Source organism: Streptomyces lancefieldiae (genome assembly GCF_031845825.1).
Taxonomy (GTDB): Bacteria; Actinomycetota; Actinomycetes; order Streptomycetales; family Streptomycetaceae; genus Streptomyces; species Streptomyces lancefieldiae.
In genome coordinates this window covers 55,681-80,740 of sequence record NZ_JAVRFH010000028.1, presented here as the reverse complement: position 1 = coordinate 80,740, position 25,060 = coordinate 55,681, and the positions used below count along the sequence as shown (strand labels likewise).

General features: G+C 72.6%; 23 protein-coding genes and 1 riboswitch. Of the genes, 19 read left to right on the top strand and 4 right to left on the bottom strand.

Annotated elements, in window-relative coordinates; all coding sequences use genetic code 11:
• The first annotated feature begins 36 nt into the window (after positions 1 to 36).
• The 7 genes from RM812_RS25035 to RM812_RS25005 all read left to right on the top strand — a co-directional run bounded on the left by RM812_RS25035 (position 37) and on the right by RM812_RS25005 (position 9,144).
• On the top strand, positions 37 to 390 hold the full coding sequence (locus RM812_RS25035) for a barstar family protein (RefSeq protein ID WP_311575980.1): 354 nt from the start codon (positions 37 to 39) through the stop codon (positions 388 to 390).
• A 108-nt stretch (positions 391 to 498) separates the two neighbouring features.
• Positions 499 to 1,941 (top strand): GuaB1 family IMP dehydrogenase-related protein, encoded by a 1,443-nt coding sequence (locus RM812_RS25030; protein ID WP_311575976.1) that lies wholly within the window; start codon positions 499 to 501, stop codon positions 1,939 to 1,941.
• Between the two features lie 426 nt (positions 1,942 to 2,367).
• Positions 2,368 to 3,852: an amino acid permease gene (locus tag RM812_RS25025; protein WP_311575973.1), complete on the top strand. Its 1,485-nt coding sequence runs from the start codon at positions 2,368 to 2,370 to the stop codon at positions 3,850 to 3,852.
• Between the two features lie 10 nt (positions 3,853 to 3,862).
• The gene (locus tag RM812_RS25020) at positions 3,863 to 4,315 is read left to right on the top strand and encodes an Lrp/AsnC family transcriptional regulator (protein WP_311575970.1); all 453 of its coding nucleotides are present in this window, start codon (positions 3,863 to 3,865) and stop codon (positions 4,313 to 4,315) included.
• A gap of 220 nt (positions 4,316 to 4,535) precedes the next feature.
• Entirely contained in the window at positions 4,536 to 5,747 is a 1,212-nt protein-coding gene (locus RM812_RS25015) for an MFS transporter (protein ID WP_311575967.1), read from the top strand.
• Positions 5,748 to 6,599: 852 nt separating this feature from the next.
• On the top strand, positions 6,600 to 7,388 hold the full coding sequence (locus RM812_RS25010; RefSeq protein WP_311575964.1) for a carbon-nitrogen hydrolase family protein: 789 nt from the start codon (positions 6,600 to 6,602) through the stop codon (positions 7,386 to 7,388).
• A gap of 43 nt (positions 7,389 to 7,431) precedes the next feature.
• Positions 7,432 to 9,144: a flavin monoamine oxidase family protein gene (locus RM812_RS25005; protein ID WP_311575960.1), complete on the top strand. Its 1,713-nt coding sequence runs from the start codon at positions 7,432 to 7,434 to the stop codon at positions 9,142 to 9,144.
• A gap of 192 nt (positions 9,145 to 9,336) precedes the next feature.
• Here RM812_RS25005 and RM812_RS25000 read toward each other — a convergent pair whose 3' ends face one another.
• Both RM812_RS25000 and RM812_RS24995 read right to left on the bottom strand, forming a co-directional pair.
• Complete coding sequence (locus RM812_RS25000; RefSeq protein ID WP_311575957.1) at positions 9,337 to 10,266, bottom strand: LLM class F420-dependent oxidoreductase; 930 nt, start codon at positions 10,264 to 10,266, stop codon at positions 9,337 to 9,339.
• Positions 10,267 to 10,369: 103 nt separating this feature from the next.
• The gene (locus tag RM812_RS24995; protein WP_311575954.1) at positions 10,370 to 11,065 is read right to left on the bottom strand and encodes a DUF5995 family protein; all 696 of its coding nucleotides are present in this window, start codon (positions 11,063 to 11,065) and stop codon (positions 10,370 to 10,372) included.
• Positions 11,066 to 11,241: 176 nt separating this feature from the next.
• On the opposite strand from RM812_RS24995, the gene RM812_RS24990 reads away from it, so the two are divergent.
• The gene (locus RM812_RS24990) at positions 11,242 to 12,387 is read left to right on the top strand and encodes a glycoside hydrolase family 6 protein (protein WP_311576089.1); all 1,146 of its coding nucleotides are present in this window, start codon (positions 11,242 to 11,244) and stop codon (positions 12,385 to 12,387) included.
• Here RM812_RS24990 and RM812_RS24985 read toward each other — a convergent pair.
• On the bottom strand, positions 12,369 to 13,775 hold the full coding sequence (locus RM812_RS24985; protein ID WP_311575951.1) for a uracil-xanthine permease family protein: 1,407 nt from the start codon (positions 13,773 to 13,775) through the stop codon (positions 12,369 to 12,371). The genes RM812_RS24990 and RM812_RS24985 overlap by 19 nt on opposite strands.
• A 184-nt stretch (positions 13,776 to 13,959) precedes the next feature.
• Between RM812_RS24985 and RM812_RS24980 the strand changes: the two genes are divergently transcribed.
• The gene (locus RM812_RS24980; protein ID WP_311575948.1) at positions 13,960 to 14,418 is read left to right on the top strand and encodes an acyl-CoA thioesterase; all 459 of its coding nucleotides are present in this window, start codon (positions 13,960 to 13,962) and stop codon (positions 14,416 to 14,418) included.
• On the opposite strand, the gene RM812_RS24975 is transcribed toward RM812_RS24980, so the two are convergent.
• The gene (locus RM812_RS24975; protein ID WP_311575945.1) at positions 14,378 to 15,589 is read right to left on the bottom strand and encodes an MFS transporter; all 1,212 of its coding nucleotides are present in this window, start codon (positions 15,587 to 15,589) and stop codon (positions 14,378 to 14,380) included. The genes RM812_RS24980 and RM812_RS24975 overlap by 41 nt on opposite strands.
• Before the next feature lie 130 nt (positions 15,590 to 15,719).
• Between RM812_RS24975 and RM812_RS24970 the strand changes: the two genes are divergently transcribed.
• From RM812_RS24970 to RM812_RS24925, 10 genes are all read left to right on the top strand, one after another.
• On the top strand, positions 15,720 to 16,913 hold the full coding sequence (locus RM812_RS24970) for an ROK family transcriptional regulator (RefSeq protein ID WP_311575941.1): 1,194 nt from the start codon (positions 15,720 to 15,722) through the stop codon (positions 16,911 to 16,913).
• Positions 16,914 to 17,314: 401 nt separating this feature from the next.
• Positions 17,315 to 17,445, top strand: a riboswitch (FMN riboswitch).
• A 149-nt stretch (positions 17,446 to 17,594) separates the two neighbouring features.
• Positions 17,595 to 18,197 (top strand): riboflavin synthase, encoded by a 603-nt coding sequence (locus RM812_RS24965; RefSeq protein WP_311575939.1) that lies wholly within the window; start codon positions 17,595 to 17,597, stop codon positions 18,195 to 18,197.
• Positions 18,194 to 18,838: a nicotinamide mononucleotide transporter family protein gene (locus tag RM812_RS24960; protein WP_311575936.1), complete on the top strand. Its 645-nt coding sequence runs from the start codon at positions 18,194 to 18,196 to the stop codon at positions 18,836 to 18,838. Before RM812_RS24965 ends, RM812_RS24960 begins: the two co-directional genes overlap by 4 nt.
• The gene (locus RM812_RS24955; protein WP_311575934.1) at positions 18,835 to 20,124 is read left to right on the top strand and encodes a bifunctional 3,4-dihydroxy-2-butanone-4-phosphate synthase/GTP cyclohydrolase II; all 1,290 of its coding nucleotides are present in this window, start codon (positions 18,835 to 18,837) and stop codon (positions 20,122 to 20,124) included. The genes RM812_RS24960 and RM812_RS24955 overlap by 4 nt, the downstream gene beginning before the upstream one ends.
• A 31-nt stretch (positions 20,125 to 20,155) precedes the next feature.
• Positions 20,156 to 20,641: a 6,7-dimethyl-8-ribityllumazine synthase gene (gene ribH, locus RM812_RS24950; protein WP_217141060.1), complete on the top strand. Its 486-nt coding sequence runs from the start codon at positions 20,156 to 20,158 to the stop codon at positions 20,639 to 20,641.
• 34 nt (positions 20,642 to 20,675) lie between these two features.
• Entirely contained in the window at positions 20,676 to 20,948 is a 273-nt protein-coding gene (locus RM812_RS24945) for a phosphoribosyl-ATP diphosphatase (RefSeq protein WP_311575927.1), read from the top strand.
• A 49-nt stretch (positions 20,949 to 20,997) separates the two neighbouring features.
• The gene (gene hisG, locus RM812_RS24940) at positions 20,998 to 21,846 is read left to right on the top strand and encodes an ATP phosphoribosyltransferase (RefSeq protein WP_311575924.1); all 849 of its coding nucleotides are present in this window, start codon (positions 20,998 to 21,000) and stop codon (positions 21,844 to 21,846) included.
• A gap of 21 nt (positions 21,847 to 21,867) precedes the next feature.
• Complete coding sequence (locus RM812_RS24935) at positions 21,868 to 22,335, top strand: PH domain-containing protein (RefSeq protein ID WP_311575922.1); 468 nt, start codon at positions 21,868 to 21,870, stop codon at positions 22,333 to 22,335.
• Between the two features lie 250 nt (positions 22,336 to 22,585).
• Positions 22,586 to 23,917 carry a hemolysin family protein gene (locus tag RM812_RS24930; RefSeq protein ID WP_311575919.1) on the top strand — a complete coding sequence of 444 codons (1,332 nt, stop codon included), beginning with the start codon at positions 22,586 to 22,588 and terminating at the stop codon, positions 23,915 to 23,917.
• Positions 23,914 to 24,951 (top strand): hemolysin family protein, encoded by a 1,038-nt coding sequence (locus RM812_RS24925; protein ID WP_311575917.1) that lies wholly within the window; start codon positions 23,914 to 23,916, stop codon positions 24,949 to 24,951. The genes RM812_RS24930 and RM812_RS24925 overlap by 4 nt, the downstream gene beginning before the upstream one ends.
• The last annotated feature ends 109 nt before the right edge of the window (positions 24,952 to 25,060 follow it).

Sequence of the window (25,060 nt, the reverse complement as noted above, 5' to 3'; positions counted from 1 at the left end):
GACGCTCGGGCGAACGAGAAGGAGAAGGGGCGCGACATGACGGAGGACCCCGCGGGGCGGCTCGTGGTCACACTCGACCTCGACGGGGTCACGGACAAGGCGGGCCTGATGGACCGCTGCGCCCGTGACCTGGCGCTGCCCGACTGGTTCGGCCGGAACTGGGACGCGCTCGCCGACTCCCTCTCCGACCCCTCCGTCTGGCCCGAGGGGGCGGCGGACCGGGGGCTGCTGCTCGTCGTACGGGGATGGCGGACGTACGCGGACGCGCGGCCGGACGAGTGGGCCGTCGCCGAGGAGGTCTTCGCCGAGGCGACGGACCGCGGCCCGGGGCTCTTCGTCACCCTCGGACCTGGAGGATCCTCCAAGGAGGCCGCCGACGGGCCTGGATGATCCGCCCGGGGCGGATCGGGCCGGTGACGTGGGAGAATGAAGTACGTGCTCTTTCCCCCTGGCTGACCTGTCCGGGGGCCACCTCTGATCGACTGGGATGTGCAGCACGTGCGTTTCCTCAATGACATCCAGCCCTCGTACGACCTGACGTACGACGACGTCTTCATGGTGCCGAGCCGCTCCGCCGTCGGCTCCCGGCAGGGCGTGGACCTCGGTTCCCCGGACGGCACGGGCACGACCATCCCGCTGGTCGTCGCCAACATGACCGCCATCGCCGGGCGCCGCATGGCCGAGACGGTGGCCCGGCGCGGCGGGCTGGTGGTCATCCCGCAGGACATCCCGATCGATGTCGTCACCGACGTCGTCACCTGGGTGAAGGGCCGCCACCACGTCCTGGACACCCCCATCGTGCTGGCCCCGCACCAGACCGTCGCCGACGCGCTGGCCCTGCTGCCCAAGCGTGCGCACAACGCCGGTGTCGTCGTCGACGAGGACCACAAGCCGATAGGCGTGGTCACCGACACCGACCTGACCGGCGTGGACCGCTTCACCCAGCTCGAAGAGGTCATGTCCAAGGACCTGATCCTCATCGACGCGGACACGGACCCGCGCGAGGCCTTCAACACCCTCGACGCCGCCAACCGCCGCTACGCGCCCGCCGTGGACAAGGACGGCCGCCTGGCCGGCATCCTCACCCGCAAGGGCGCCCTGCGCGCCACGCTGTACACCCCGGCCACCGACGCGAACGGCAGGCTCCGCATCGCCGCCGCCGTCGGCATCAACGGCGATGTGGCGGGCAAGGCGAAGCAGCTTCTGGACGCGGGCGTGGACACCCTCGTCATCGACACCGCGCACGGCCACCAGGAGTCGATGATCAGCGCGGTCAAGCTGGTGCGCGATCTCGACCCGCAGGTCCCGATCGTCGCGGGCAACATCGTCTCCGCCGAGGGCGTGCGCGACCTGATCGAGGCGGGCGCCGACATCGTCAAGGTCGGCGTGGGCCCCGGCGCCATGTGCACCACCCGCATGATGACCGGCGTCGGCCGGCCGCAGTTCTCCGCCGTCCTGGAGTGTGCGGCCGAGGCGAAGAAGTACGGCAAGCACGTGTGGGCCGACGGCGGCATCCGCCACCCGCGCGACGTGGCGATGGCCCTCGCGGCCGGTGCCTCCAACGTGATGGTCGGCTCCTGGTTCGCCGGGACGTACGAGTCCCCGGGCGACCTTCAGCACGACGCGGGCGGCCGCCCCTACAAGGAGTCGTTCGGCATGGCCTCCGCCCGCGCGGTGCGCAACCGCACCTCGGAGGAGTCGGCGTACGACCGGGCCCGCAAGGGACTGTTCGAGGAGGGCATCTCCACGTCCCGCATGTTCCTCGACCCGGCCCGCCCCGGCGTCGAGGACCTGATCGACTCGATCATCGCGGGCGTCCGCTCCTCCTGCACCTACGCCGGTGCCGCCTCCCTGGAGGAGTTCGCCGAGAAGGCCATCGTCGGCATCCAGAGCGCCGCCGGCTACGCCGAGGGCAAGCCGCTGCACGCCAGCTGGAGCTGACCGCGCACCTCTTCCGCACGGCCCCTGACCGTCCCGCCGCCCGGGAGGACCAGGGGCCGCGCGTCGTTCCCGGCGACCGGTCCGCGACCGACCGTGCCGCGCCCGCGTCCGCCCGCCGACGGCCCGCTGACCAGGACCGATCCGCCGCACCGTGAGCGCCGTACGCAACGCTCCCCGGTTCCCGCGCAACGAACACGCGCCCCGCCCCGGTGAACGCAACGATCGTGCGGAGACGCGCAAGGTTGCTGCATTACCCCGGCACCGCCCCGCTCGTAGTGTTCTGCGCTGTACGTGGCGTGGCGGGGACCCCGCTCGGTGGGTTCCCGCTTCCGCGAGGGCACCTCCGGTCCCCGCCGCTCCAGAAGCCCGCCGCGAGCCCGCCCGCTCGGAACCGGCGGTGAACGGCAGCGACGAAGGAGTCAACGCGTGATCGACCAAGGCGCACCCCCGCACCGCGACGCAACGGCCGTCCCCCCGTCCCCGGGACCGGCCGCGCGCCTCATGCGACGCAAGCCCGTGGAACGCCTGGTCGCGGAGGGCGGCCAGGGCGAGGGCGGCAGCCTCCGCCGTTCGCTCGGCCTGTGGCAGCTCACGATGCTCAGCATCGGCGCCACGCTCGGCACCGGCATCTTCGTCGTCCTCGGTGAAGCCGTCCCCAAGGCCGGTCCGGCCGTCACGCTCTCCTTCGTCATCGCCGGCCTCACGGCGCTCTTCTCGGCCCTGTCCTACGCCGAGCTGGCGGGCACCATCCCGGTCGCCGGCTCCTCGTACTCGTACGCCTACGCGACGATGGGTGAGCTGGTCGCCTGGATCTGCGGCTGGTGCCTGGTCCTGGAGTACGGCGTGTCGGTCGCCGCCGTCGCCGTCGGCTGGGGCGAGTACCTCAACGAACTCCTCGACGGCACCATCGGCGTCACGATCCCCTCCGTCCTGTCGGCGCCGCCCGGCGACGGCGGTGCCTTCAACCTGCCCGCGCTGATCGTCGTGCTCCTCGCCATGACCTTCCTGCTGGGCGGTGCCCGGGAGTCCGCCCGCGCCAACACGATCATGGTCGTCGTCAAGATCGCGGCGCTGGTGCTGTTCTGCGCGATCGGCGTCCAGGGCTTCCGCTCCGGCAACTACGAGCACTTCATGCCGCTGGGCATGGCGGGCGTCAGCGCGGCCGGGGCCACGCTCTTCTTCTCGTACATCGGCTTCGACGCCGCCTCCACCGCCGGTGAGGAGGCGAAGAACGCCCAGCGCGACCTGCCCCGCGCCATCATGCTGTCCCTCGTCATCGTCACGGTGCTGTACGTCCTCGTCGCCGCCGTCGCCGTCGGCGCCCGGCCCTGGCGCACCTTCACCGACTCGGAGGCCTCCCTCGCCCAGATCATGACCGACGTCACCGGGCAGAGCTTCTGGGGCACCCTGCTGGCGTTCTGCGCCGTCGTCGCCATCGCCAGCGTCGTCCTGACGGTGCTCTACGGCCAGACCCGCGTCCTGTTCGCCATGTCCCGTGACGGGCTCGTGCCCCGGGTGTTCTCCCGGGTCCACCCGAAGACCGGCGCGCCCCGCGCCAACACCGTGATCGTCTCCCTGTTCTGCGGCCTCCTGGCCGCCGCCATCCCGCTCGGGCAGCTCGCCGACGCGACCAGCATCGGCACCCTGTTCGCCTTCGCCCTGGTCAACGTGGCCGTCGTGGTGCTGCGCCGGTCCCGCCCGGACATGCGCCGCACCTTCCGGGTGCCGCTGTCGCCGGTCCTGCCGGCGCTGGGCTTCGCCTTCTGCGTCTGGATGATGGGCAGCCTGTCCACCGTCACCTGGGTGGTCTTCGGTGTCTGGATGGCGGTCGGGCTCGTGTTCTACTTCCTGTACGGCCACCGCCGCTCCCGGCTGGCCGCACCGGACACCGTGACACCAGAAGCGAAGTGAACCACCCGCAGTGCTGAACGATCTCGACGAACGCATCGTGCACGCCCTCGCCGAGGACGCCCGCCGCTCCTACGCGGACATCGGGCAGTCGGTCGGCCTGTCCGCGCCCGCCGTGAAACGGCGCGTGGACCGGCTGCGCGCCACCGGAGCCATCACCGGCTTCACCGTACGGGTCGACCCGGCCGCGCTCGGCTGGGAGACCGAGGGGTTCGTCGAGATCTTCTGCCGCCGCAACACCTCGCCGGAGACCATCCAGCGGGGCCTGGAGCGCTACCAGGAGGTCGTGGCCGCGTCCACCGTCACCGGGGACGCGGACGCCGTCGCCCAGGTCTTCGCCGCCGACATGCGGCACTTCGAACGGGTCCTGGAGCGCATCGCCGGGGAGCCGTTCGTGGAGCGGACCAAGTCCGTACTGGTGCTGTCGCCGCTGCTGCGGCGCTTCTCGTCGGGGTCGCCCACGTAATCCGGGGGACCGGGGCCGTAGTCCGGGGCACCGGGCCGTAGTCCCGGCACCGGGCCGTAGTCCGGGGCACCAGGGCCGAAATCCGGGGGACCGGTGGCCGGTTCCCCGCTAGCATCGGCGGCATGACCTGGCGACATTGATCCACCCGCCGTGCCGCTCCCCGAGGGCCGCCTCGGACGCCGTACCTCCGGTGTCCGATCCGCCCCCTCGGGAAGGCCTCATGACTCTCTCACCCGAGCGTGCCTCCGCCACCGCCGGTACCCGGCGGCTGACGCGCACGCTGTACGCCTCCGCGTTCTGCGACGAGTTCGTCCTGCTCTACCCGGTGTACGCGCTGCTGTTCAGCGACACCGGTCTGTCCGTCTGGCAGATGTCCTCGCTGTTCGCCCTGTGGTCGCTGACCGGCGTGGTCCTCGAGGTGCCCTCCGGTGCCTGGGCCGACGCCGTCTCCCGGCGGCTGCTGCTGGTGCTCGGCCCCCTGCTCACCGCCGCCGGCTTCGCCCTGTGGGTGCTCGTGCCCTCCTACGGCGCCTTCGCGCTCGGCTTCGTGCTGTGGGGCGCCGGCGGAGCGCTCGGCTCGGGGGCCCTGGAGGCACTGGTCTACGACGAACTGGACCGGGCCGGCGCGGCCGACCGGTACGCCCGCGTCATGGGCCGGGCGCGAGCGGTGGGCATCGCCGCGACGATGACCGCGATGGGCCTGGCCGGTCCCGTGTTCGCCTGGGGCGGATACGCGGCGGTGGGCGCGGCGAGCGTCCTGACCTGCCTGATCGGGGCGGCCGTGGCGACCCGGTTCCCCGAGCACCGCACACCGTCCGTCGGTGGCGACCGCTGGACCGCGACCCTGCGCGCCGGGCTCGCCGAGGCCCGCACCGACCGATCCGTGCGCGGCGCGCTGCTGCTCGTACCGGCCGTGACCGCCGTGTGGGGCGCGCTCGACGAGTACACCCCGCTGCTGGCGCGCGACACCGGCGTGGCGCCGGAGACCGTCCCCTGGCTGCTGCTGGTGATCTGGGCCGGTGCCACGGTCGGCAGCCTGCTGGCGGGGGCCGCCGAACGCCTGACCTCCACGGGGTTCGCCGCGCTGCTCACCGGTTCCGCGCTCGCCCTGGCGGTGGGGGCAGCGGCGGGCACCCCGGCGGCCCTGGTCCTGGTCGCGCTGGCCTTCGGCGGCTTCCAGCTGGCGACCGTGCTGGCCGACGCCCGCCTCCAGCGGCGCATCGCCGACACCGGGCGGGCCACCCTGACCTCGGTTGCGGGCCTGGGCACCGAACTGGGCAACCTCGCCACCTACGGTGCCTACGCGGCGGCGGCCACGGTGACGGGGCACGGCACCGCGTTCGCGCTGTCCGCGGTGCCGTACCTGCTGACGGCGCTGCTGCTGGCCACCGCAGCCAGGACCAGGACCACGGCCGGCAGGGCACGCCCTTGAAGTCGCCGTCCTCTTCCTGCCCGGAGCGCCGGTCTCACGCGTCGGGGCGTGCGCGGTCCGCCTCCCGGGGAGGAGCCGGGTGCACGCCGTTGGCGTGAGTGCGCAACGAATCGCCGGTGGCGAGGGAGCGGGGCCCGGCTCGCCGACCGACGCCGGCCGGACCGCCCGGCCCGGGGTCTCGGGTCTCCGGCCCCGGCCTTGGGTGCCGGTCCGGGCCTTGGAGTCCGGTCCCGGCCTCCGGCCTCCGGTCGTCGGGTGTTCGGTGCCGGCCTTGGGCCTTGGGCCTCTGGGCGTAGGCCTGGTCCTGACCTTGGGTTCCGGCCTCCGGCCTCCCGGTGTTCGGTGCCGGTGCTCCGGCCCCCGGCCCGGGGTCTCGGACCGCAGGCCCGGTCCTGGTTTTGGCTTCCGGTCCCGGCCTCCCGTCTTCGGTCGTCGGGTGTTCAGCGCAGGGCTCCGGTCTCCGGCGCCGGGTCCTGGGTCTCTCAGGCCTTGGGTCCCGGCCCCGGGGCCGTGGGCTCCGAACCCGGGCCCCGGGGGGCGCCCCCCGGGGCCCGCGACCGCTTGCCACCGGTGCGGCCTGGCCCCCGTCCCGCGCGGCCTGGCCGCGTCTTGGCGGAGCCCCGGCCGGACGGGTCCCGGGGCCGGTCCGGGCCGCGCTCGGACGGGGACGGCCCGGGCGGCGTGGGTTCGAGGACGGTCCGGGTGCGCGGGTGCGCAACGAATCGTCGCCGGATGCCGCGCGGACGCAACGAACCGCTCACCGGCGCGCAACAGGTCCTGCTTGTCCGGCCGAGTCCGCCGACCGTACCGTCTATCTGGCCCCCGACCCCCTCCCACCGGTGAGGAACACGCATGCGCACCGCCCTGCTCCAGAGCTCCGGCCGGCCCGGCTCCACCGCCGGGAACCTCAAGGCCCTCGACGAGGCCGCGGGCCGGGCCGCCGCCGCGGGCGCCGGGCTGCTGGTCACCTCGGAGCTGTTCCTGACCGGATACGCGATCGGCGACGACATGGCCGTCCTCGCCGAGCCCGCCGACGGCGACTCGGCCGACGCCGTCGCGGAGATCGCCGGACGGCACGGCCTCGCCGTCGCGTACGGCTACCCCGAGCGGGCCGGCGAGACGGTCCACAACTCCGTCCAGTTGATCTCCGCCGACGGCACCCGCCTCGCCAACTACCGCAAGACCCACCTCTTCGGCTGCTTCGAACGCGACCACTTCACGCCGGGCGACCAGCCGGTCGTCCAGGCGGAGCTCGACGGAATGACCGTCGGCCTGATGATCTGCTACGACGTGGAGTTCCCGGAGAACGTCCGCGCCCACGCGCTGGCCGGCACCGACCTGCTGCTCGTCCCGACCGCGCAGATGCACCCGTTCCAGTTCGTCGCCGAGTCCGTCGTCCCGGTACGGGCCTTCGAGAACCAGATGTACGTGGCATACGTCAACCGGGTCGGCCACGAGGGCGAGTTCGAGTTCGTCGGCCTCTCCACCCTCGCCGCGCCCGACGGGACCGCCCGCGCCCGCGCCGGGCGTGCCGAGGAACTGGTCGTGGCCGACGTCGACCCGGCCTTCCTCGCCGCCTCCCGCGAGGGCAACCCGTATCTGAAGGACCGCCGCCCCGGCCTCTACGGCTCCCTCGTCTGAACCCCCACCCCCCGTTCCACCCTGTGCAAGGAGTCCGTACCCCATGACGTCCACCGTGCCCAACGCGATCGAGCACGCAGACGAGCAGCAGCCGCCGATCACCATGTTCGGCCCGGACTTCCCGTACGCGTACGACGACTTCCTCGCCCACCCCGCGGGTCTCGGCCAGATACCCGCGACCGAGCACGGCACCGAGGTCGCCGTCATCGGCGGTGGCCTGTCCGGCATCGTGGCCGCCTACGAGCTGATGAAGATGGGCCTCAAGCCCGTCGTGTACGAGGCCGACCGGATCGGCGGGCGCCTGCGGACCGTGGGCTTCGACGGCTGCGACCCCTCGCTGACGGCCGAGATGGGCGCGATGCGCTTCCCGCCGTCCTCCACCGCCCTCCAGCACTACATCGACCTGGTGGGACTGGAGACCCGCGCCTTCCCCAACCCCCTCGCCGAGGCGACCCCCTCCACCGTCGTCGACCTCAAGGGCGAGTCGCACTACGCCGAGACGCTCGACGACCTGCCGCAGATCTACCGGGACGTCGCCGACGCCTGGGCGAAGTGCCTCGAGGAGGGCGCGGACTTCTCGGACATGAACCGCGCCCTGCGCGAGCGCGACGTTCCGCGCATCCGCGAGATCTGGTCCAAGCTGGTCGAGGAACTCGACAACCAGACCTTCTACGGCTTCCTCTGCGACTCCGAGGCCTTCAAGTCCTTCCGGCACCGCGAGATCTTCGGCCAGGTCGGCTTCGGCACCGGCGGCTGGGACACCGACTTCCCCAACTCCATCCTGGAGATCCTGCGCGTCGTCTACACCGAGGCCGACGACCACCACCGCGGCATCGTCGGCGGCTCCCAGCAGCTGCCGCTCAGGCTCTGGGAGCGCGAGCCGGAGAAGATCGTCCACTGGCCCCACGGCACCTCGCTGAAGTCCCTGCACGCGGACGGCGAGCCGCGCCCGGCGGTGACCCGGCTCAACCGCACCGCCGGCAACCGGATCACGGTGACCGACGCCGACGGCGACATCCGCACCTACCAGGCGGCGATCTTCACCGCCCAGTCCTGGATGCTTCTCTCGAAGATCGCGTGCGACGACTCGCTCTTCCCGATCGACCACTGGACGGCGATCGAGCGGACCCACTACATGGAGAGCTCCAAGCTCTTCGTACCCGTGGACCGGCCGTTCTGGCTCGACAAGGCCGTCGACGACGAGGGAAACCCGACCGGGCGGGACGTCATGTCGATGACGCTCACCGACCGCATGACCCGTGGCACCTACCTCCTGGACGACGGGCCGGACAAGCCCGCCGTCATCTGCCTCTCCTACACGTGGTGCGACGACAGCCTGAAGTGGCTGCCGCTGTCCGCGAACGAGCGGATGGAGGTCATGCTGAAGTCGCTCGGCGAGATCTACCCGAAGGTCGACATCAGGAAGCACGTCATCGGCAACCCGGTGACGGTCTCCTGGGAGAACGAGCCCTACTTCATGGGCGCCTTCAAGGCCAACCTCCCCGGTCACTACCGCTACCAGCGGCGCCTGTTCACCCACTTCATGCAGGAGCGGCTGCCCGCGGACAAGCGCGGCATCTTCCTCGCCGGCGACGACATCTCCTGGACGGCCGGCTGGGCCGAGGGCGCCGTCCAGACCGCGCTGAACGCGGTCTGGGGCGTCATGCACCACTTCGGTGGGGAGACCGACGCGACCAACCCCGGCCCGGGCGACGTCTACGACGAGATCGCGCCCGTCGAACTCCCCGAGGACTAGGGCTCGTCTGACGATTCCCGCCTGCCTCGCGACGCCATGCACGCACTCTCGCCGCACCGGGCGCAGAGCCGAGTACATCCCGTACGAGGCTCTGCGCCCGGCACGCCGAGAGCACGCACCTGACGCCGCGAGGCCGCCCTCCGGGCGACGACGGGAATGGTCGGACAGGTCCTAGACAGGCCCCCGCTTCGGCTAGATCCCGCTCGCCCGCGCCTTCTCGTACACCTCGGCGGCGATGTCCTTCAGCTCCTCGGCGTCCCGCGCCGTGCTCTGGAAGTCGAGGAGGATCTCGTCCAGGCCGATCTCGGTATAGGCGGTGAGGTCCTCGACGATCTGGTCGACGCCGCCGTGGAAGGGGCGGCGGCCGGAGGCGGCCCGGGTCGCCGCCTGGTAGCGGGCGTTGACCCGCAGCACCGTCCGGATCGGTTCCGTACGACCGCGCTCGGCGGCCAGGTCCCGCAGCCGCTGCCACTGCTCGGCCACCGCCGCGGCGCCGATGCCGGTCGGCAGCCAGCCGTCGGCGTGGTCGACGAGCCGGCGCCGGGCCTTCCCGCTGCCCGCCGCCAGCAGGACCGGAATCGGCCGGGCGGGCTTGGGGCCGACCACCGCGGACGCGATCTTCGTGAAGTGACCGTCGTACACCACCGGGTCCGGGCCCCAGACCGCGCGGCACACCTCGATCAGCTCGTCCAGGGCCTGGCCGCGTTCGGCGAACGGCCGCACGGACGCCGCCGCGTACTCGTCGTGGGACCAGCCGGTGCCGAAGCCCGCGACCACCCGGCCGCCGCTGGCGGCGTCCAGCGAGGCCAGCGCCTTGGCGAGCTGGAACGGGACGTGCAGCGGGGCGACCAGGACACTGGTGCCCAGCTCCGCCCGCTCGGTGGCCGCGGCGGCGAGGGCCAGGGTGATCAGCGGCTCGGCCACGTTCCGGTACTCGTCCGGCCAGGGCAGGCCCTCGACGCCGTACAGGCCCTGGGTGGCGGGCTCGGGGAACAGGGCCCGCTCGAAGACCCACACACTCGCGTAACCCATCCGTTCCGCCGCGCGTGCCACGTCGGGGACGTCGCTGCCGATGTCGTACTGCCGCATTTGGGGGAGGCCGAGTCCGAGCCGAGTGGTCATACCTGGGTGCTCCTTCGCAGTCGGGGTGCGATGTTGCCCAAGGGGCCAACGTACAGCGGTCGCACGGGCGTTACAGGTGTGCTCACGGGAGCCCCCGGCCGGATCAGGTCGGCAGCGGCGTGAGCAGCATGCGGCCCGCGAACCCGACCGCCGCGTCCATCCGCTCGGTGAACTCCCCGGCGATGTCGGGCAGTCGGCGCAGCGCCCACAGCGCGCGGGCCGCCGCCCAGGTGGCGTCGCGGGCGCGCTCCAGGCTCCAGGAGCCCAGCAGGTGGGTCAGCGGGTCGGCGATCCGGAGGAGATCGGGACCCGGCATCAGCTCGTCGCGGATGCGCTCCTCCAGCGACGTGAGGAGGTCGCCCACCCGGTCGAACTCGTCCTCCAGGTCGACGGGTTCGCAGCCGAGCGTACGACAGGTGTCCACCACGGCCAGCGCCAGGTCGTGGCCGATGTGCGCGTTGATGCCCGCCAGCGCGAACTGCAGTGGTCGTACCCCCGGATGGCGGCGGGACTGGAACAGGGGTCGCCAACACGCCGGGGGGCGGCGGCCGTCCTCCGCCGCTTCCACGGCGGCCAGGTACCGCTGAGCGAACCGTACGTCCAGCGCGCTTGCGGCCCGGGCGTCCGGGAACAGGCCGCTGTCGATGTGCCGGTCGACCGCCTCCGTGACGGCCAGGTAGACGCGGTTGAAGACCGCCACGCCGTCCCGGGCGGGCAGTGTCGCGTCGAGGGCGCGCATCCGGGTCAGGACCGTGTCCACGCTCCGGACGGGCGTCAGGACTTGTTCGCAGTGCGCCATGGCGGCAGGGTCGCAGCTTTAGGGTGGCCGGAGCGCAGACGGGCCCGACGCTTCCCCAGAACGGGGGAACGCGCCCGCCGTGCCGGGGGAGGGGGGAACCACACGTGTCAGGCCTTCGTGCCCGGCGCCTGGCCGCTCGCAGGGCCGAGCGCAGGCGTGCCGCCCGCCGCAGCGCGATGGTCGCCGCGGCGTCCGTCGTGGTCGCGGTCGGTACCGCGACCGGCATGCTGACCGCGCTCGACGACGGCGGCGGCGCCGACGAGGCGCGACCGGAGGTGACACGGTCGCCGCGGCTGGAATCCCTGCCCGTCGTGCCGCCCCCGTCCCCGTCCCCGTCGGTGACGCCCGCGGTCTCCGCCTCGTCCTCGTCCTCGCCCTCCGCCCCGGCGAGAACGGCGAGCCCCGGGCCGCCGCCGAGGCAGAGGTCCGAGAAGAGCGAGCCCCGGACCACCGCGGCCTCCACCCGGCTCTACCGGCATCCCCGGTCCCAGGTCCTCGACTGGGTACGGGACCACCCCGACGACCCGCGCCAGGACGTCATCGAGTCCCGCATAGCCGGCCACCCGGCCGCCGTGTGGTTCGCCGACTTCACGCCGGCGACCATCACCTCCCGGGTCCGCGCCGTCACCTCGGGCGGTGCCGCCGAGGGCCGGGTGCCGGTCGTCGTGCCGTACGCGATACCCGACCGCGACTGCGGCGGCCACTCCGAGGGCGGCGCGCCCGACCTCGACGCCTACGACGACTGGATCGACCGCTTCGCCGCCGGGCTCGGCTCCGGCGACGTCATCGTCGTCCTGGAGCCCGACTCGGTCGCCCAGGCCGAGTGCCTGGCCGCCGGTGAGCGCGCCGACCGCTTCACCTCCCTGGCCCGCGCCGGCCGCGTTCTGAAGGACGCCAACCCGCACGCCCGGGTCTACTTCGACGCGGGCCACTCCGGCTGGCACGCGCCCGCCAAGCAGGCGGGCTGGCTGAAGCAGGCCGGCGCCGCCTCGGCCGAGTCGTCCGACGGCGTCTTCAGCAACGTCTCCAACTTCCACGACACCGCCGACGAGGTCGCCTACGACCGTGCGGTCCTCGACGCCCTCGGCGGCCCGGCGGGCCTGGGCGCCGTCATCGACACCAGCCGCAACGGCAACGGCGCCCCGCCCGACGGCGAGTGGTGCGACCCGGCCGGCCGCAAGCTGGGCCGCGCACCGACCCTGAGCACCGGCCTGGGGCGCATCGACGCCTACCTGTGGGTCAAGCTGCCGGGGGAGTCGGACGGCTGCAAGGGGGCGCCGGGCACCTTCACACCGTCGTACGCCTACGACTTGGCGCGCTGAGGCCCGTCGTCGCCGCCCTGCGTGTCGTACGACGACGTGCCCTCGTCGAGCAGCGGCTGCTGGCCCTTGAGGTGGGCCGGGGCGAAGGCCCGCAGCGCGTGGTAGCCGGTGATGACGACCACCGTGCCCAGCGCGATGCCGCTGAGCGAGAAGGTGTCGGTGAACTTCATGCTGACGTTGCCGACGCCGATGATGATGCCCGCGGCGGCCGGCACCAGGTTGAGCGGATTGCGCAGGTCCACCTCGGCGTTGATCCAGATCTGCGCGCCGAGCAGGCCGATCATGCCGTAGAGGATGACGGTGATGCCGCCGAGGACGCCACCCGGGATCGCGGCCACGACCGCGCCGAACTTCGGGCAGAGGCCGAAGAGGAGGGCGAAGCCGGCGGCGGCCCAGTACGCGGCCGTCGAGTAGACCCGGGTGGCGGCCATCACACCGATGTTCTCGGAGTACGTGGTGTTGGGCGGGCCGCCGACCGCGGTGGACAGCATCGAGCCGACACCGTCGGCGGAGATCGCCGTGCCCAGCTTGTCGTCCAGCGAGTCGCCGGTCATCTCGCCGACCGCCTTGACGTGTCCGGCGTTCTCCGCGACCAGCGCGATGACGACCGGCAGGGCGACCAGGATCGCCGACCACTCGAAGGTCGGCCCGTGGAAGGTCGGCAGCCCGATCCAGTCGGCCCGGCCCACGGCGGAGAAGTCCAGCCGCCAGTGGTCGGTGAGCTTGCCGCTGCCGTCCACCGAGTGGATCTTCCCGAAGACCTGGTCCAGGGCCCAGGAGAGGGCGTAGCCGAAGACCAGCCCCAGGAAGATCGCGATCCGGGACCAGAAACCGCGCAGGCAGACCACGGCCAGACCGGTGAACAGCATCACCAGCAGGGCCGTCCACTGGTCCTGCGGCCAGTAGGTGGAGGCGGTGACCGGGGCCAGGTTGAAGCCGATCAGCATCACCACCGCGCCGGTGACGATCGGCGGCATCGCGGCGTGGATGATCCGCGCCCCGAACCGCTGCACGGCGAGACCCACCAGGAACAGCGCGGCGCCGACGACGAGCACCGCGCCGGTCACCGTGGCGCTGGTGCCGCCCTGCGCCCGGATCACCGCGGCGACACCGACGAAGGAGAGCGAGCAGCCGAGGTAGCTGGGCACCCGGCCGCGGGTGGCGAGCAAGAAGATGACGGTCGCCACGCCCGACATCATGATCGCGAGGTTGGGGTCCAGGCCCATCAGGACCGGAGCCACGAAGGACGCCCCGAACATGGCCACGACGTGCTGGGCGCCGAGCCCGACCGTGCGGGGCCACGAGAGCCGTTCGTCGGGGCGGACCACCGCTCCGGGTGCGGGCGTGCGCCCGTCACCGTGCAGCTTCCAGCGCACGCCGAGGTCCATGGTGAGGTTTCGCTTTCTCTGTACGTGAGGACTGTCCGGACCATTGTCAGGGGTGCCCGCCCGTCCCACGTCCCGCACCCCCCGCTGACCAGCACCTTCCCGGCCGTCAGTACTGAGCGTCCGCTTAGGATGGAGGGGATCCGCCGTACGTGAGCACAGCCGAGCAAGACCAGGAGCCCCGCCCGTGACCGCCGAAGCCCCCGTCGCACCCCTTCTCTCCCACGGCCGGCTCGTCCCCGTCACCGTCCACTTCGACGACCTGGACGCGCTCGGCCTGCTGCACAACGCCCGCTACCCGGTGATGGTCGAGCGGGCCTGGGCCGAACTGTGGACCGAGCACGGCTTCCGGTTCGAGGGCGACTGGGCGGCGGCCGGCGACGCCTGCAACGCGGTCAAGGAGCTGACGATCACCTATGAGGCGCCGGTCACCCGGCCGGGCGCGTACGCCGTCCACCTCTGGCTGGACCGGCTCGGCACGACCGGGCTGACGTACGGCTTCCGCTTCTGCTCGGCGGACGGCGCCACCACGTACGCCCACGGCACCCGGGTGCTGGTCCGGCTGGACTCGCGGACCCTGCGCCCGGCGCCGTGGAGCGACACCTTCAGGACTGCCGGTCGGGCACTTCTGCGTTCGACGGACTGATCTTCGGGCGGTCCCGGTCCCCGGCGCGCAGCACCTTCGCGAACACCACCAGGCAGCAGGCCAGCACGGTCACCAGGCCGAACGACACGACCAGGCTCGTCGCCTGCGCCAGGCCGCCGATCGCGCTCGGTGCGACCAGCCCCGAGGTGTACGTGATGGTCGCCACGCCCGCGATGGCCAGGCTGGGGTTGGAGCCGGCGCGGCCGGCCGCGGCGAAGCACAGCGGGACGACCACGGCGATGCCGAGGCCCATCAGCGCGAATCCGGTCATCGCCACCGCCGGATGGCTCCCGACGACGACGAGCAGGCCGCCGAGCGTGGCCAGGACGCCGCTCACCCGGACCGTGCGCACCGCGCCGAACCGGTCCACCACCTTGTCACCGGCGAGCCGGGCCACGGCCATGGTGAGCGTGAAGCCCGTCGTACAGGCCGCGGCGAGTCCGGCCGAGGTCTCGAGCTCGTCCCGCAGATAGACCGCCGACCAGTCCAGGCTCGCGCCCTCCGCGAACACCGCGCAGAACCCGACCGCGCCGATCAGCAGCGCCGACCTGGGCGGCAGCGCGAACCGCGGCGGCGGCTCCTCGTCCTCGGCGGGCTGGAGATCCAGCACCCAGGCGCAGGCGACCAGGCCGGTCACGGTCAGTACCGCGGCGGCCAGGGCATGGTGCAGCCGGGCGTCCGAGCCCAGGTGGGCGGCGAGCGTGCCGGCCGCGGAGCCGATCAGGGCGCCCGCGCTCCACATGCCGTGCAGCCCGGACATGATCGACTTGTCGAGACGGTTCTCGACCTCGACGCCGAGCGCGTTCATCGCCACGTCCGACATGCCCGCCGAGGCGCCGTAGACGAACAGGGCGAGGCACAGGGCCGGCAGGTTCGGGGCGAGGGCGGGCAGGACCAGCGCCAGTGTCCACAGGGCCAGCAGGCCGCGCAGGGCGGTGCGGGCGCCGAAGCGGTGGCTGACCCTGCCCGCCAGCGGCATGGCGATCGACGCGCCGAGCGCCGGGAACGCCAGCGCGAGTCCCAACTGGCCCGCGCTCACCCCGGCGTGGTCCTGGATCCACGGCACGCGGGTCGCGAACGAACCGGTGACGGAGCCGTGCACGGCGAACACGGCCGCCACGGCGTACCGGGCGCGCCTCACCTCGCGCTGCTCGTAGACCACTGTGCTCATTCTCGGGCCCCCCGTCGGGTCTGCACCATCGTCTGCCTCCCTTGCGCCGCGTAAACTATCAGGAACCCTGCCTGATAGATAGGGGATTCCGGCGCGGGCTCCCGCGCCACCGATCTGGGAGGATCCCGGCATGCCCGCATCCCCGAGCACCGCCCGGGCCATCAACGACCGGCTCGCCCTGCGTCTGCTCCAGCAGGAGGGCCCGTTGACGGCAGGGCAGTTGAAGCAGCTGACCGGCCTGTCCCGCCCCACCGTGGCCGACCTCGTCGAACGCCTCACCGTCTCCGGCCTGATCGAGGTGGCCGGGGAGTCGGGCGAGCAGCGCCGCGGACCGAACGCCAAGCTGTACGGCATCGTCGCCGACCGCGCCCACCTCGCCGCCCTCGACGTGCGCACCGAGGGCGTCGCCGTGCTGGTGTCCGACCTGGTCGGCCGGGTGCTCGCCGAGGCGTCCGTGCCGATCGGCGACGACACCGGCACCGGCCCCGCGGTGGAGCAGGCGGTGAGCCTGGTCGAGCGGGCGGCGAAGGAGGCCGGCGCCGACGGGCTGCACACCGTCGCCATCGGGGCGCCCGGCCTGATCGACCCGGTGAGCGGCGAACTGAGGGTCTCCACCGGCCTGCCCGAGTGGCACCGCCGGCTGATGGCCGCGTTGCACGAGAAGTTCCCCGAGGCGCGGATCGGCGTCGAGAACGAGACCAACCTCGCCGCCCTGGCCGAGCAGCGCGACGGGGCGGCCCGGGACCGGGACACCTTCGTGCTGCTGTGGCTCGGTGTCGGCATCGGCGCCGCGGTCGTCCTCGACGGCACGCTGCGGCGGGGCGTGAGCGGCGGTGCGGGCGAGGTCGGCTTCCTGCCGGTGCCCGGCACGTCCGGCCTGCCGTCGGCCACGGACTGCGACGGCGGCTTCCACTCGCTGGCCGGCGCCGAGGCCGTGGCCGCCCTCGCGGCGGAGCACGGGGTGACGGCGGCTCCCGCCGGGCCCGAGCCGCACGCGGCGGCGCTGGTGCGGGAGGCGGTGCGCCGGTCGGCCACGGTCCCGGCCGCCGGGGAGTTCCTCGATGTGCTCGCCGACCGGGTGGCCCTGGGCGCCGCCGCCGTCGTCGCCGTACTGGACCCCGGCTGCGTCGTGCTGGCCGGCGAGGTCGGCCTGGCGGGCGGTGACGCGCTGGCCGACCGGGTCCGGGCCCGCCTCGCCCGGATGTCCCCGCTCGCCGCCGAGGTACGACCCGGCGCGCTGGGCGGCGGTGCCGTCCTGCGCGGAGCCCTGCTGACCGCGCGCGACCGCGCCCAGGACGAACTCTTCGGGCCGCCCGAGGGGTAGCGGGGGCATGGCAGCGCGCGCCGGGGGTGGGGGAGCGGCGTGGCGTGGCCGGGCGGCCCTGCCCGGCCACGGGGCCGGCCCGCTCGGAGGCCGTTCGCCGGTGGCCGGTGGTGCCGTGCGGGCCCCGCAACCCTGCTGGAGCGCGGCACGTGCGGTTGGGTGGCCCGGCGGCGGGCAAGGGCCGTCGTCACCGCCGCCGAGCCGGTCTCGCGCAGACCCTAGAGAGGACTAGACCAATGAGTCAATAGGTATGGACCAACCTCAAGGCGGCGTGTCATCGGCCGAGTTGGACCTCCTCGCGGTGCGGCCGGGCCGCCCGGCCGGGCATTCTGTGAGCCAACCCACACGCCCCGTCCGCATGGACGGTTGCCGGGCGTGGCAAACTGGCCCTGTACCAGAAGCAGCGCACTCCGGGGTCGGTGAAAGTCCGAACCGGCGGTTACAGTCCGCGACCCGGTCGCCTCCAGCGGCCGGTTGACCAGGTGAAATTCCTGGACCGACGGTTAAAGTCCGGATGGGAGGCAGTGCGCGGCGGGCGAGCACACGTGCGCGCCGCCGATCTCTGGGCTCGCCCGATGCCGGGCGGGTCCCGTCCGGCGTCGCCCCGGTGTCCTCGCTCGTACATTCTGTCGTCTCGACAGCCCCGGAGTCCGTGCCCGAAGAGGCAGGAGGACCCGGGAAGTGTTCACCGGAATCGTCGAAGAGCTGGGCGAGATCACCGCCGTCGAAACCCTCGACGACGCCTGTCGCTTCCGCCTGCGCGGCCTCGCGGTCACCGAGGGGGCCCGACACGGCGACTCCATCGCCGTCAACGGCGTCTGCCTCACCGTCGTCGACCACGACGGCGACGAGTTCACCGCCGACGTGATGGCCGAGACCCTGAACCGCTCCAGCCTGGGCGTCCTCACCGTCGGCTCCCGCGTCAACCTCGAGCGCCCCACCGCCGTCGGCGCCCGCCTCGGCGGGCACATCGTGCAGGGCCACGTCGACGGCACCGGCGAGATCCTGGAGCGCAAGCCCTCCGAGCACTGGGAGATCGTGAAGATCTCCCTGCCCGCCGACCTCGCCCGCTACGTCGTCGAGAAGGGCTCCATCACCGTCGACGGCATCAGCCTCACCGTCGTCGACGCCGGCCCGGACTTCTTCACCGTCAGCCTCATCCCGACCACCCTGGCCCTGACCACGCTCGGCATCAAGCAGAGCGGTGCCCTTGTCAACCTCGAGGTGGACGTCATCGCCAAGTACGTCGAGCGCCTGCTCGGCGCCCAGGGAGGCACCCGGTGAACTGGCTCAACTCCGAGGCGTTCACGCTCTTCGACCAGCACATCAAGTGGTCGGACATGATCGGCAACGTGATCGGGCTGCTGGGCCTCGCACTCGGCTGGCGGCGCTCGATCTGGACCTGGCCCGTGCAGTTCGTCTCCGGGCTGATCCTGTTCACGGCCTTCGCCACCGCCCACCTCTCGGGCAGCGCGGGCAAGCAGATCGTCGTCATGGTCGTCGCCGCCTGGGGCTTCTGGCAGTGGAACCGCGGCCGGCAGCAGACGCAGGACGGCTCCATCGCCGTCCGGTTCGCCACCTGGCGCGAGCGCGGCGCCCTGCTCGGCGCCGCCGCCGTCGGCACCCTCGCGGTCGGCGGCCTCTTCACCGCCTTCCCGACCCTGTCCTGGGACCCCTGGCCGGACGCGTACATCTTCGTCGGCACCGTCGTCGCCATGTACGCGCAGGCCCGCGGCATGGTCGAGTTCTGGTTCGCCTGGCTGCTGGTCGACCTCGTCGGCGTCCCGCTGAACTTCGCCAACGGCTTCGCCTTCTCCGGCTTCGTCTACGTCCTCTACGGCGCGCTCGTCCTGTGGGGCCTGCGCGACTGGTGGCTGCGCTCCCGCGAGGCGACGCGGCCCGTCCCGGAAGGAGCGCCCGCATGAGCACCGCCCCCCTCCTCTACAGCACCGGCGGCTACGACGACCTCACCCTCGACGCCGTCGAACAGGCCGTCGCCGACATCGCCGCCGGCCGCCCGGTCGTGGTCGTCGACGACGAGAACCGCGAGAACGAGGGCGACCTCGTCATCGCCGCCGAGAAGGCGACCGAGGAGATCGTCGCCTTCATGATGAGCGAGTGCCGCGGCCTGATCTGCGCCCCCATGGAGCCGGACGAACTGGACCGGCTCCGGCTCCCGCAGATGGTCGACGACAACACCGAGTCGATGAAGACCGCGTTCACGGTCTCCGTGGACGCCACCGCAGCGCACGGTGTGAGCACCGGGATCTCGGCCTCCGACCGCGCCACCACCCTCCGGCTCCTGGCGAGCGGCACCGCCGAGCCCGCCGACCTGGTCCGGCCCGGACACGTCTTCCCGCTGCGCGCCCGCTCCGGCGGCGTGCTCGTACGCAACGGCCACACCGAGGCCGCCGTCGACCTGGCCCGCCTCGCGGGGCTGCGCCCGGCCGGCGCCATCGTGGAGATCGCCGGCGAGGACGGGCGCATGCTGCGGCTGCCCGAGCTGATCCCGTTCGCCCGCAAGCACGGCCTGACGATCATCTCCATCGAGGACCTGATCGCCTACCGCCGCAGCAGCGAGCCCACCGTCCGCCGCGAGGCAGAGGTCCACCTGCCCACCCGGCACGGTGAGTTCACCGCGTTCGGCTACCGCTCCACCGTCGACGGCGTCGAGCACGTCGCCCTCGTGCACGGCGACCTCGGCGACGGCGAGGACGTCCTGGTCCGCATCCACTCCGAGTGCCTCACCGGCGACATCTTCGGCTCCCAGCGCTGCGACTGCGGCCCCCAGCTGGACGCCTCCCTGGACCGCATCCAGGCCGAGGGCAGGGGAGTGGTGGTCTACCTGCGCGGCCACGAGGGACGCGGCATCGGCCTGATGTCCAAGCTGCGCGCCTACGAACTCCAGGAGCGCGGCCGGGACACCCTCGACGCCAACCTGGAGCTCGGCCTGCCCGCCGACGCGCGCGACTACGGCGCCGGCGCCCAGATCCTGACGGACCTCGGCGTGCGCGCCGTCCGCCTGATGACCAACAACCCCGACAAGCGCGACGCGCTCGAACGACACGGCATCGAGGTCACCGGCCGCGAGCCGATGCCCGTCCAGGCCGGCGAGCACAACCTCCGCTACCTGCGCACCAAGCGGGACCGGATGGGACACGACCTGCCCTGGTTGGACACGACCCCCGTGTCCACCTGCGGCAACCAGTAAAGCCCTGTGGGCAAGGCATGCGAGGAGAGACGTGAGCGGCAAGGGTGCACCGGAGCTGTCCGTGAGCAACGTGGGAGACCTGCGGGTCGCCGTCGTCGCGGCACAGTGGCACGACAAGGTGATGGACGGACTGGTCGACGGCGCCCTGCGCGCGCTGCACGAGCTGGGCATCGACGAGCCGACGCTGCTCAGGGTGCCCGGCAGCTTCGAGCTCCCGGTGGTCGCCAAGGTCCTCGCGGACCGCGGCTACGACGCGGTCGTCGCCCTCGGCGTCGTCATCCGCGGCGGCACCCCTCACTTCGACTACGTGTGCCAGGGCGTGACCCAGGGCCTGGTCCAGGTCTCCGTCGAGACCGGCGTCCCCGTCGGCTTCGGCGTCCTCACCTGCGACACCGAGGAGCAGGCCCTGGACCGGGCGGGCCTGGCGGGCTCCAGCGAGGACAAGGGCCACGAGGCGGTGACCGCGGCCGTCGCCACGGCGGCCACGCTCCGCTCAGTATCCGAACCGTGGCACTAGGCCGGTCGCCACACCGCGTAAAGTGGGCGCCACCATGTCCAATAAGACGTTCGAGGAGCTCTTCACCGAGCTCCGACACAAGGCCGCAAACGGCGATCCCGCCACGTCCCGCACCGCCGAACTGGTGGGCAAGGGCGTCCACGCCATCGGCAAGAAGGTCGTCGAAGAGGCCGCCGAGGTCTGGATGGCCGCCGAGTACGAGGGCAAGGAGGCGGCAGCCGAGGAGATCTCCCAGCTGCTGTACCACGTCCAGGTGATGATGGTCGCCCGCGGCATCTCGCTGGACGACGTCTACGCACACCTCTGAGCCCCCGCCCGCCCACCCCACCCCCTCCCACACGAAGGAAGCCGTCCTCATGCTGCGCATCGCCGTCCCCAACAAGGGTTCCCTGTCCGGTCCCGCGGGGGAGATGCTGCATGAGGCCGGCTACCGGCAGCGCCGCGAGTCCAAGGAACTGCGGATCGTCGACCCGGTCAACGAGGTCGAGTTCTTCTACCTCCGCCCCCGCGACATCGCGATCTACGTCTCGTCCGGCCGCCTCGACATCGGCATCACCGGCCGCGACCTGCTCCTGGACTCGGGCGCCGACGCGGAGGAGATCCTCCCGCTCGGCTTCGCCCGTTCCACCTTCCACTACGCCGGCAAGCCGGGAACCGCCGACGGCGTGGCGGACCTGAAGGGCAAGACGGTCGCCACCTCGTACGAGGGGATCGTCGCCAAGCACCTCGCGGACAGTGGCGTCGACGCCTCCGTCGTCCACCTCGACGGCGCCGTCGAGACCGCCATCGAGCTGGGTGTCGCCGAGGTCATCGCCGACGTCGTCGAGACCGGCACCTCACTGCGCAACGCCGGCCTGGAGATCTTCGGCGAGCCGATCATGAAGTCCGAGGCCGTCGTGATCCGCCGTACGGACGCCGGCACGGAGGACCCCAAGGTGCAGCAGTTCCTGCGCCGCCTGCAGGGCGTCCTGGTGGCCCGGACGTACGTCATGATGGACTACGACTGCCGTGTGGAGCAGCTGGAGAAGGCCGTCGCGCTCACCCCCGGCCTGGAGTCCCCGACCGTCTCCCCCCTGCACAACGAGGGCTGGGTCGCCGTCCGCGCCATGGTCCCCTCCAAGGAGGCCCAGCGGATCATGGACGACCTGTACGAGATCGGTGCCCGGGCCATCCTGACCACGGCCATCCACGCCTGCCGTCTCTGAGCGCGGACCCGGAGCAACGCCATGCCCGACACCACGCGGGACCTGCCCGCCCTGCCCGTCACCTTCCGTCCGGGCCTCACCCGAGCCGTGCTGACGGTCCTCGCCGTCGTCACCTTCGTGACCATCACGGCGGTCGGGATGCTGCTGGACGGCCTCGGCCTGGGGGAGCGCCTCAGCTTCGCGCTGACGGCCCTCCTGGTGGCCTGCGTGCTGCTTCTGCTGGCCCGTCCCCGGGTCGTCGCCGACGAGGCGGGCGTCACCGTGGTCAACCTGACCAACAAACGACGCCTGGCCTGGCCCGAGATCCTCCGGGTCAACCTCCGGCACGGCGACCCCTGGGTCTTCCTCGACCTCAGCGACGGCACCAGCCTGCCCGCCCTCGGCATCCAGCCGGGTATCGCCCGGCAGCGTGCCATCGACGACGCACGTGCCCTGCGGGCCCTCGTCGAGGCCCGCTCCTCCGCCGCCCCCGAGGCCCCTCGCGACTGACGCCGGGTCGTGCCCTGGACCGCTTCAGCGGCACATCGGAGACCGGCACCGTGTCGTCCACCCTGCCGCAGGCGCCCTTTTCGTGATTAATCTGGGAACACGGACGCGGCCCTCGCGTCTGTGCCCCTGTCGCTCCGCCCGGTGCGCGGGGGTTCCTGCTACCCGAGGAGTGACTCCCTCCGGCGATGGACGGACCGTCCTGCAGTACCTGCGCCGCCCCCTGCTGTGACACCCCACAGGCGGCGGCATCATGACCACCCCCCTGCTGCTCCTGGCAGCCGCACTCCTGCTGATCCTCGCCAACGGCTTCTTCGTCGCGGCCGAGTTCGGCCTGGTGACCGTCGAACGGCCGGACGCCGAGCGGGCCGCCGCCGACGGCGACCGGCGCGCCCGCCGGGTCGTCGAGTCCCTCAGGGAGCTGTCCTTCCAGCTCTCCGGCACCCAGCTCGGCATCACCATCACCTCCCTCGTCGTCGGCATGCTCGCCGAACCGGCGCTGGCCCGACTGCTGGACGGCCCGGTCACCGCGATCGGCATCCCCGACGGCGCCGTGTCCGGTGTGTCGGTCGTCGTCGGCATGCTGCTGGCCTCGGCCGTGCAGATGGTGATCGGCGAGCTCGTGCCCAAGAACTGGGCGGTGTCCAAACCACTGCAGGTCGCACGCTTCGTCGCCGGCCCGCAGCACGTCTTCGCGCGGCTGTTCCACCCGGTGATCGCCGCGCTGAACGCCGTGGCAAACCGCCTGGTCCGCGCTCTGGGCATCGAGCCGGCCGAAGAGCTGGCCTCCGCCCGTACCCCCGACGAACTGGTCTCCCTGGCCCGGCACTCGGCTCGGGCCGGCGCCCTGGAGCAGGACACCGCCGACCTCTTCGTACGGACCCTGTCGCTGGGCGAACTGACCGCGCAGCACGTGATGACCCCGCGGGTGAAGGTCAGCGCCCTGCAGTCCTCGGCCACCGCCGAGGACGTGGTCAACCTGACCCGTGCCACCGGACTGTCCCGCTTCCCCGTCTACCGGGAGAAGATCGACGAGATCGTCGGCATGGTCCACCTCAAGGACGCCCTCGCGGTCCCCGCGCACGACCGGCTGCGCACCCCCGCGGTCCGGATCGCCCGCCCGGCACTCCTCGTCCCCGAGACCCTGCCCGTCCGACCGCTGCTCACCCGCCTGCGCAGCGAGCAGCCCATCGCGGTCGTCGTCGACGAGTACGGCGGCACGGCCGGCGTCGTCACCCTGGAGGACATCGTCGAGGAGATCGTCGGCGAGGTCCGCGACGAGCACGACGGCCTCGACGTGCCCGAACTCGCTCCCGTGGCGCCCGAGGACGGACGTCCCGCCTGGGACGTCGACGGCAGCTGCCGCGTCGACGCCCTGCGGCGCATCGGCCTTCAGGCACCCGAAGGCCCGTACGAGACCGTGGCCGGTCTGGTCGCCGACCTGCTCGGCCGCATCCCGGCCGTCGGCGACCGGGCGGAACTGCCCGGCTGGCGGCTGTCCGTCCGGCAGGTCGGCCACTACCGCGCCGAACGGATACGGCTGGTGCGAACGGCGCCGGTGCCGAGGCTGGAGGTCGCCCGATGAGCGTCCTGCAACTCCTCTTCGCCGCGCTGCTCGTGCTCGCCAACGGCTTCTTCGTCGGTGCCGAGTTCGCGCTCGTCTCCGTGCGTCGCAGCCAGATCGAACCACTCGGCACCGCTCGGGCCCGGCAGGTGCTCCACGGCCTGGAGCGGTTGCCGCAGATGATGGCCGCCGCCCAGTTCGGCATCACCGTCTGCTCGCTGACACTGGGCGCGGTCGCCGAACCCACGGTCGCCCATCTGCTGGAACCGGTCTTCGAGTGGATCCGTCTGCCGCACGGCGTGATCCACCCGCTCGGCTACGTGATCGCGCTGGCCGCCGTGGTCTTCTGCCACCTCGTCATCGGCGAGATGGTGCCCAAGAACCTCGCGATGGCCGCCCCCGAGAAGGTCGCGCTGTGGCTGAGCCCCGGCCTGGTCGCCTTCGCACGCCTCTGCAGGCCGATCACCGTCGCCCTCGGCGCCTGTGCGCAGGGCGTCCTGCGGCTGTTCCGCGTCGAACCCAAGGACGAGGTGGAGGCCGTCTTCACCAGTGAGCAGCTCAACCGGCTGGTCGAGGACGCCGGCCAGGCGGGCCTGCTCGACCCGGAGGAGCAGGAACGCCTGGAGGACGCCCTGGAGCTCGGCTCCCGTCCGGTGACGGACGTGCTCCTCGGACGTGAGTCCCTGGTGACGGTCAGCCCCTCGGTCACGCCGGGGGAGATCGTCGGGCTCACCGCCCGCACCGGGTACTCGCGCTTTCCGGTCGCGGCGGAGAAGGGTGCCTTCATGGGGTACCTCCACGTCAAGGACGTCCTCGACCTGGAGGAATCCGACCGGGCCGTCCCGCAGCACCTGTGGCGTCCCATGACGACCCTCCGCCCCGAGCTGCCGCTCGACGACGCCCTCACCGTGATGCGCAGGGCGGCCACGCACCTGGCCCAGGTGGCGGACGCCTCCGGGAAGGTGCTGGGCCTGGTCGCGCTGGAGGACGTACTGGAGCTGCTGGTGGGCGAGGTCAGGGACCCGGCCCACCGGGAGGTGACACTGGCCACATAGCCGGCCCCGGCTACGGGCAGGTGTGCCGCGCCTGGCCGCGGGCAGGACGTGCCTCCCCCAGCCGAACGGCCCGGGAGGCACCCCCGGGTCGGCACCCCGCCACGCCGGG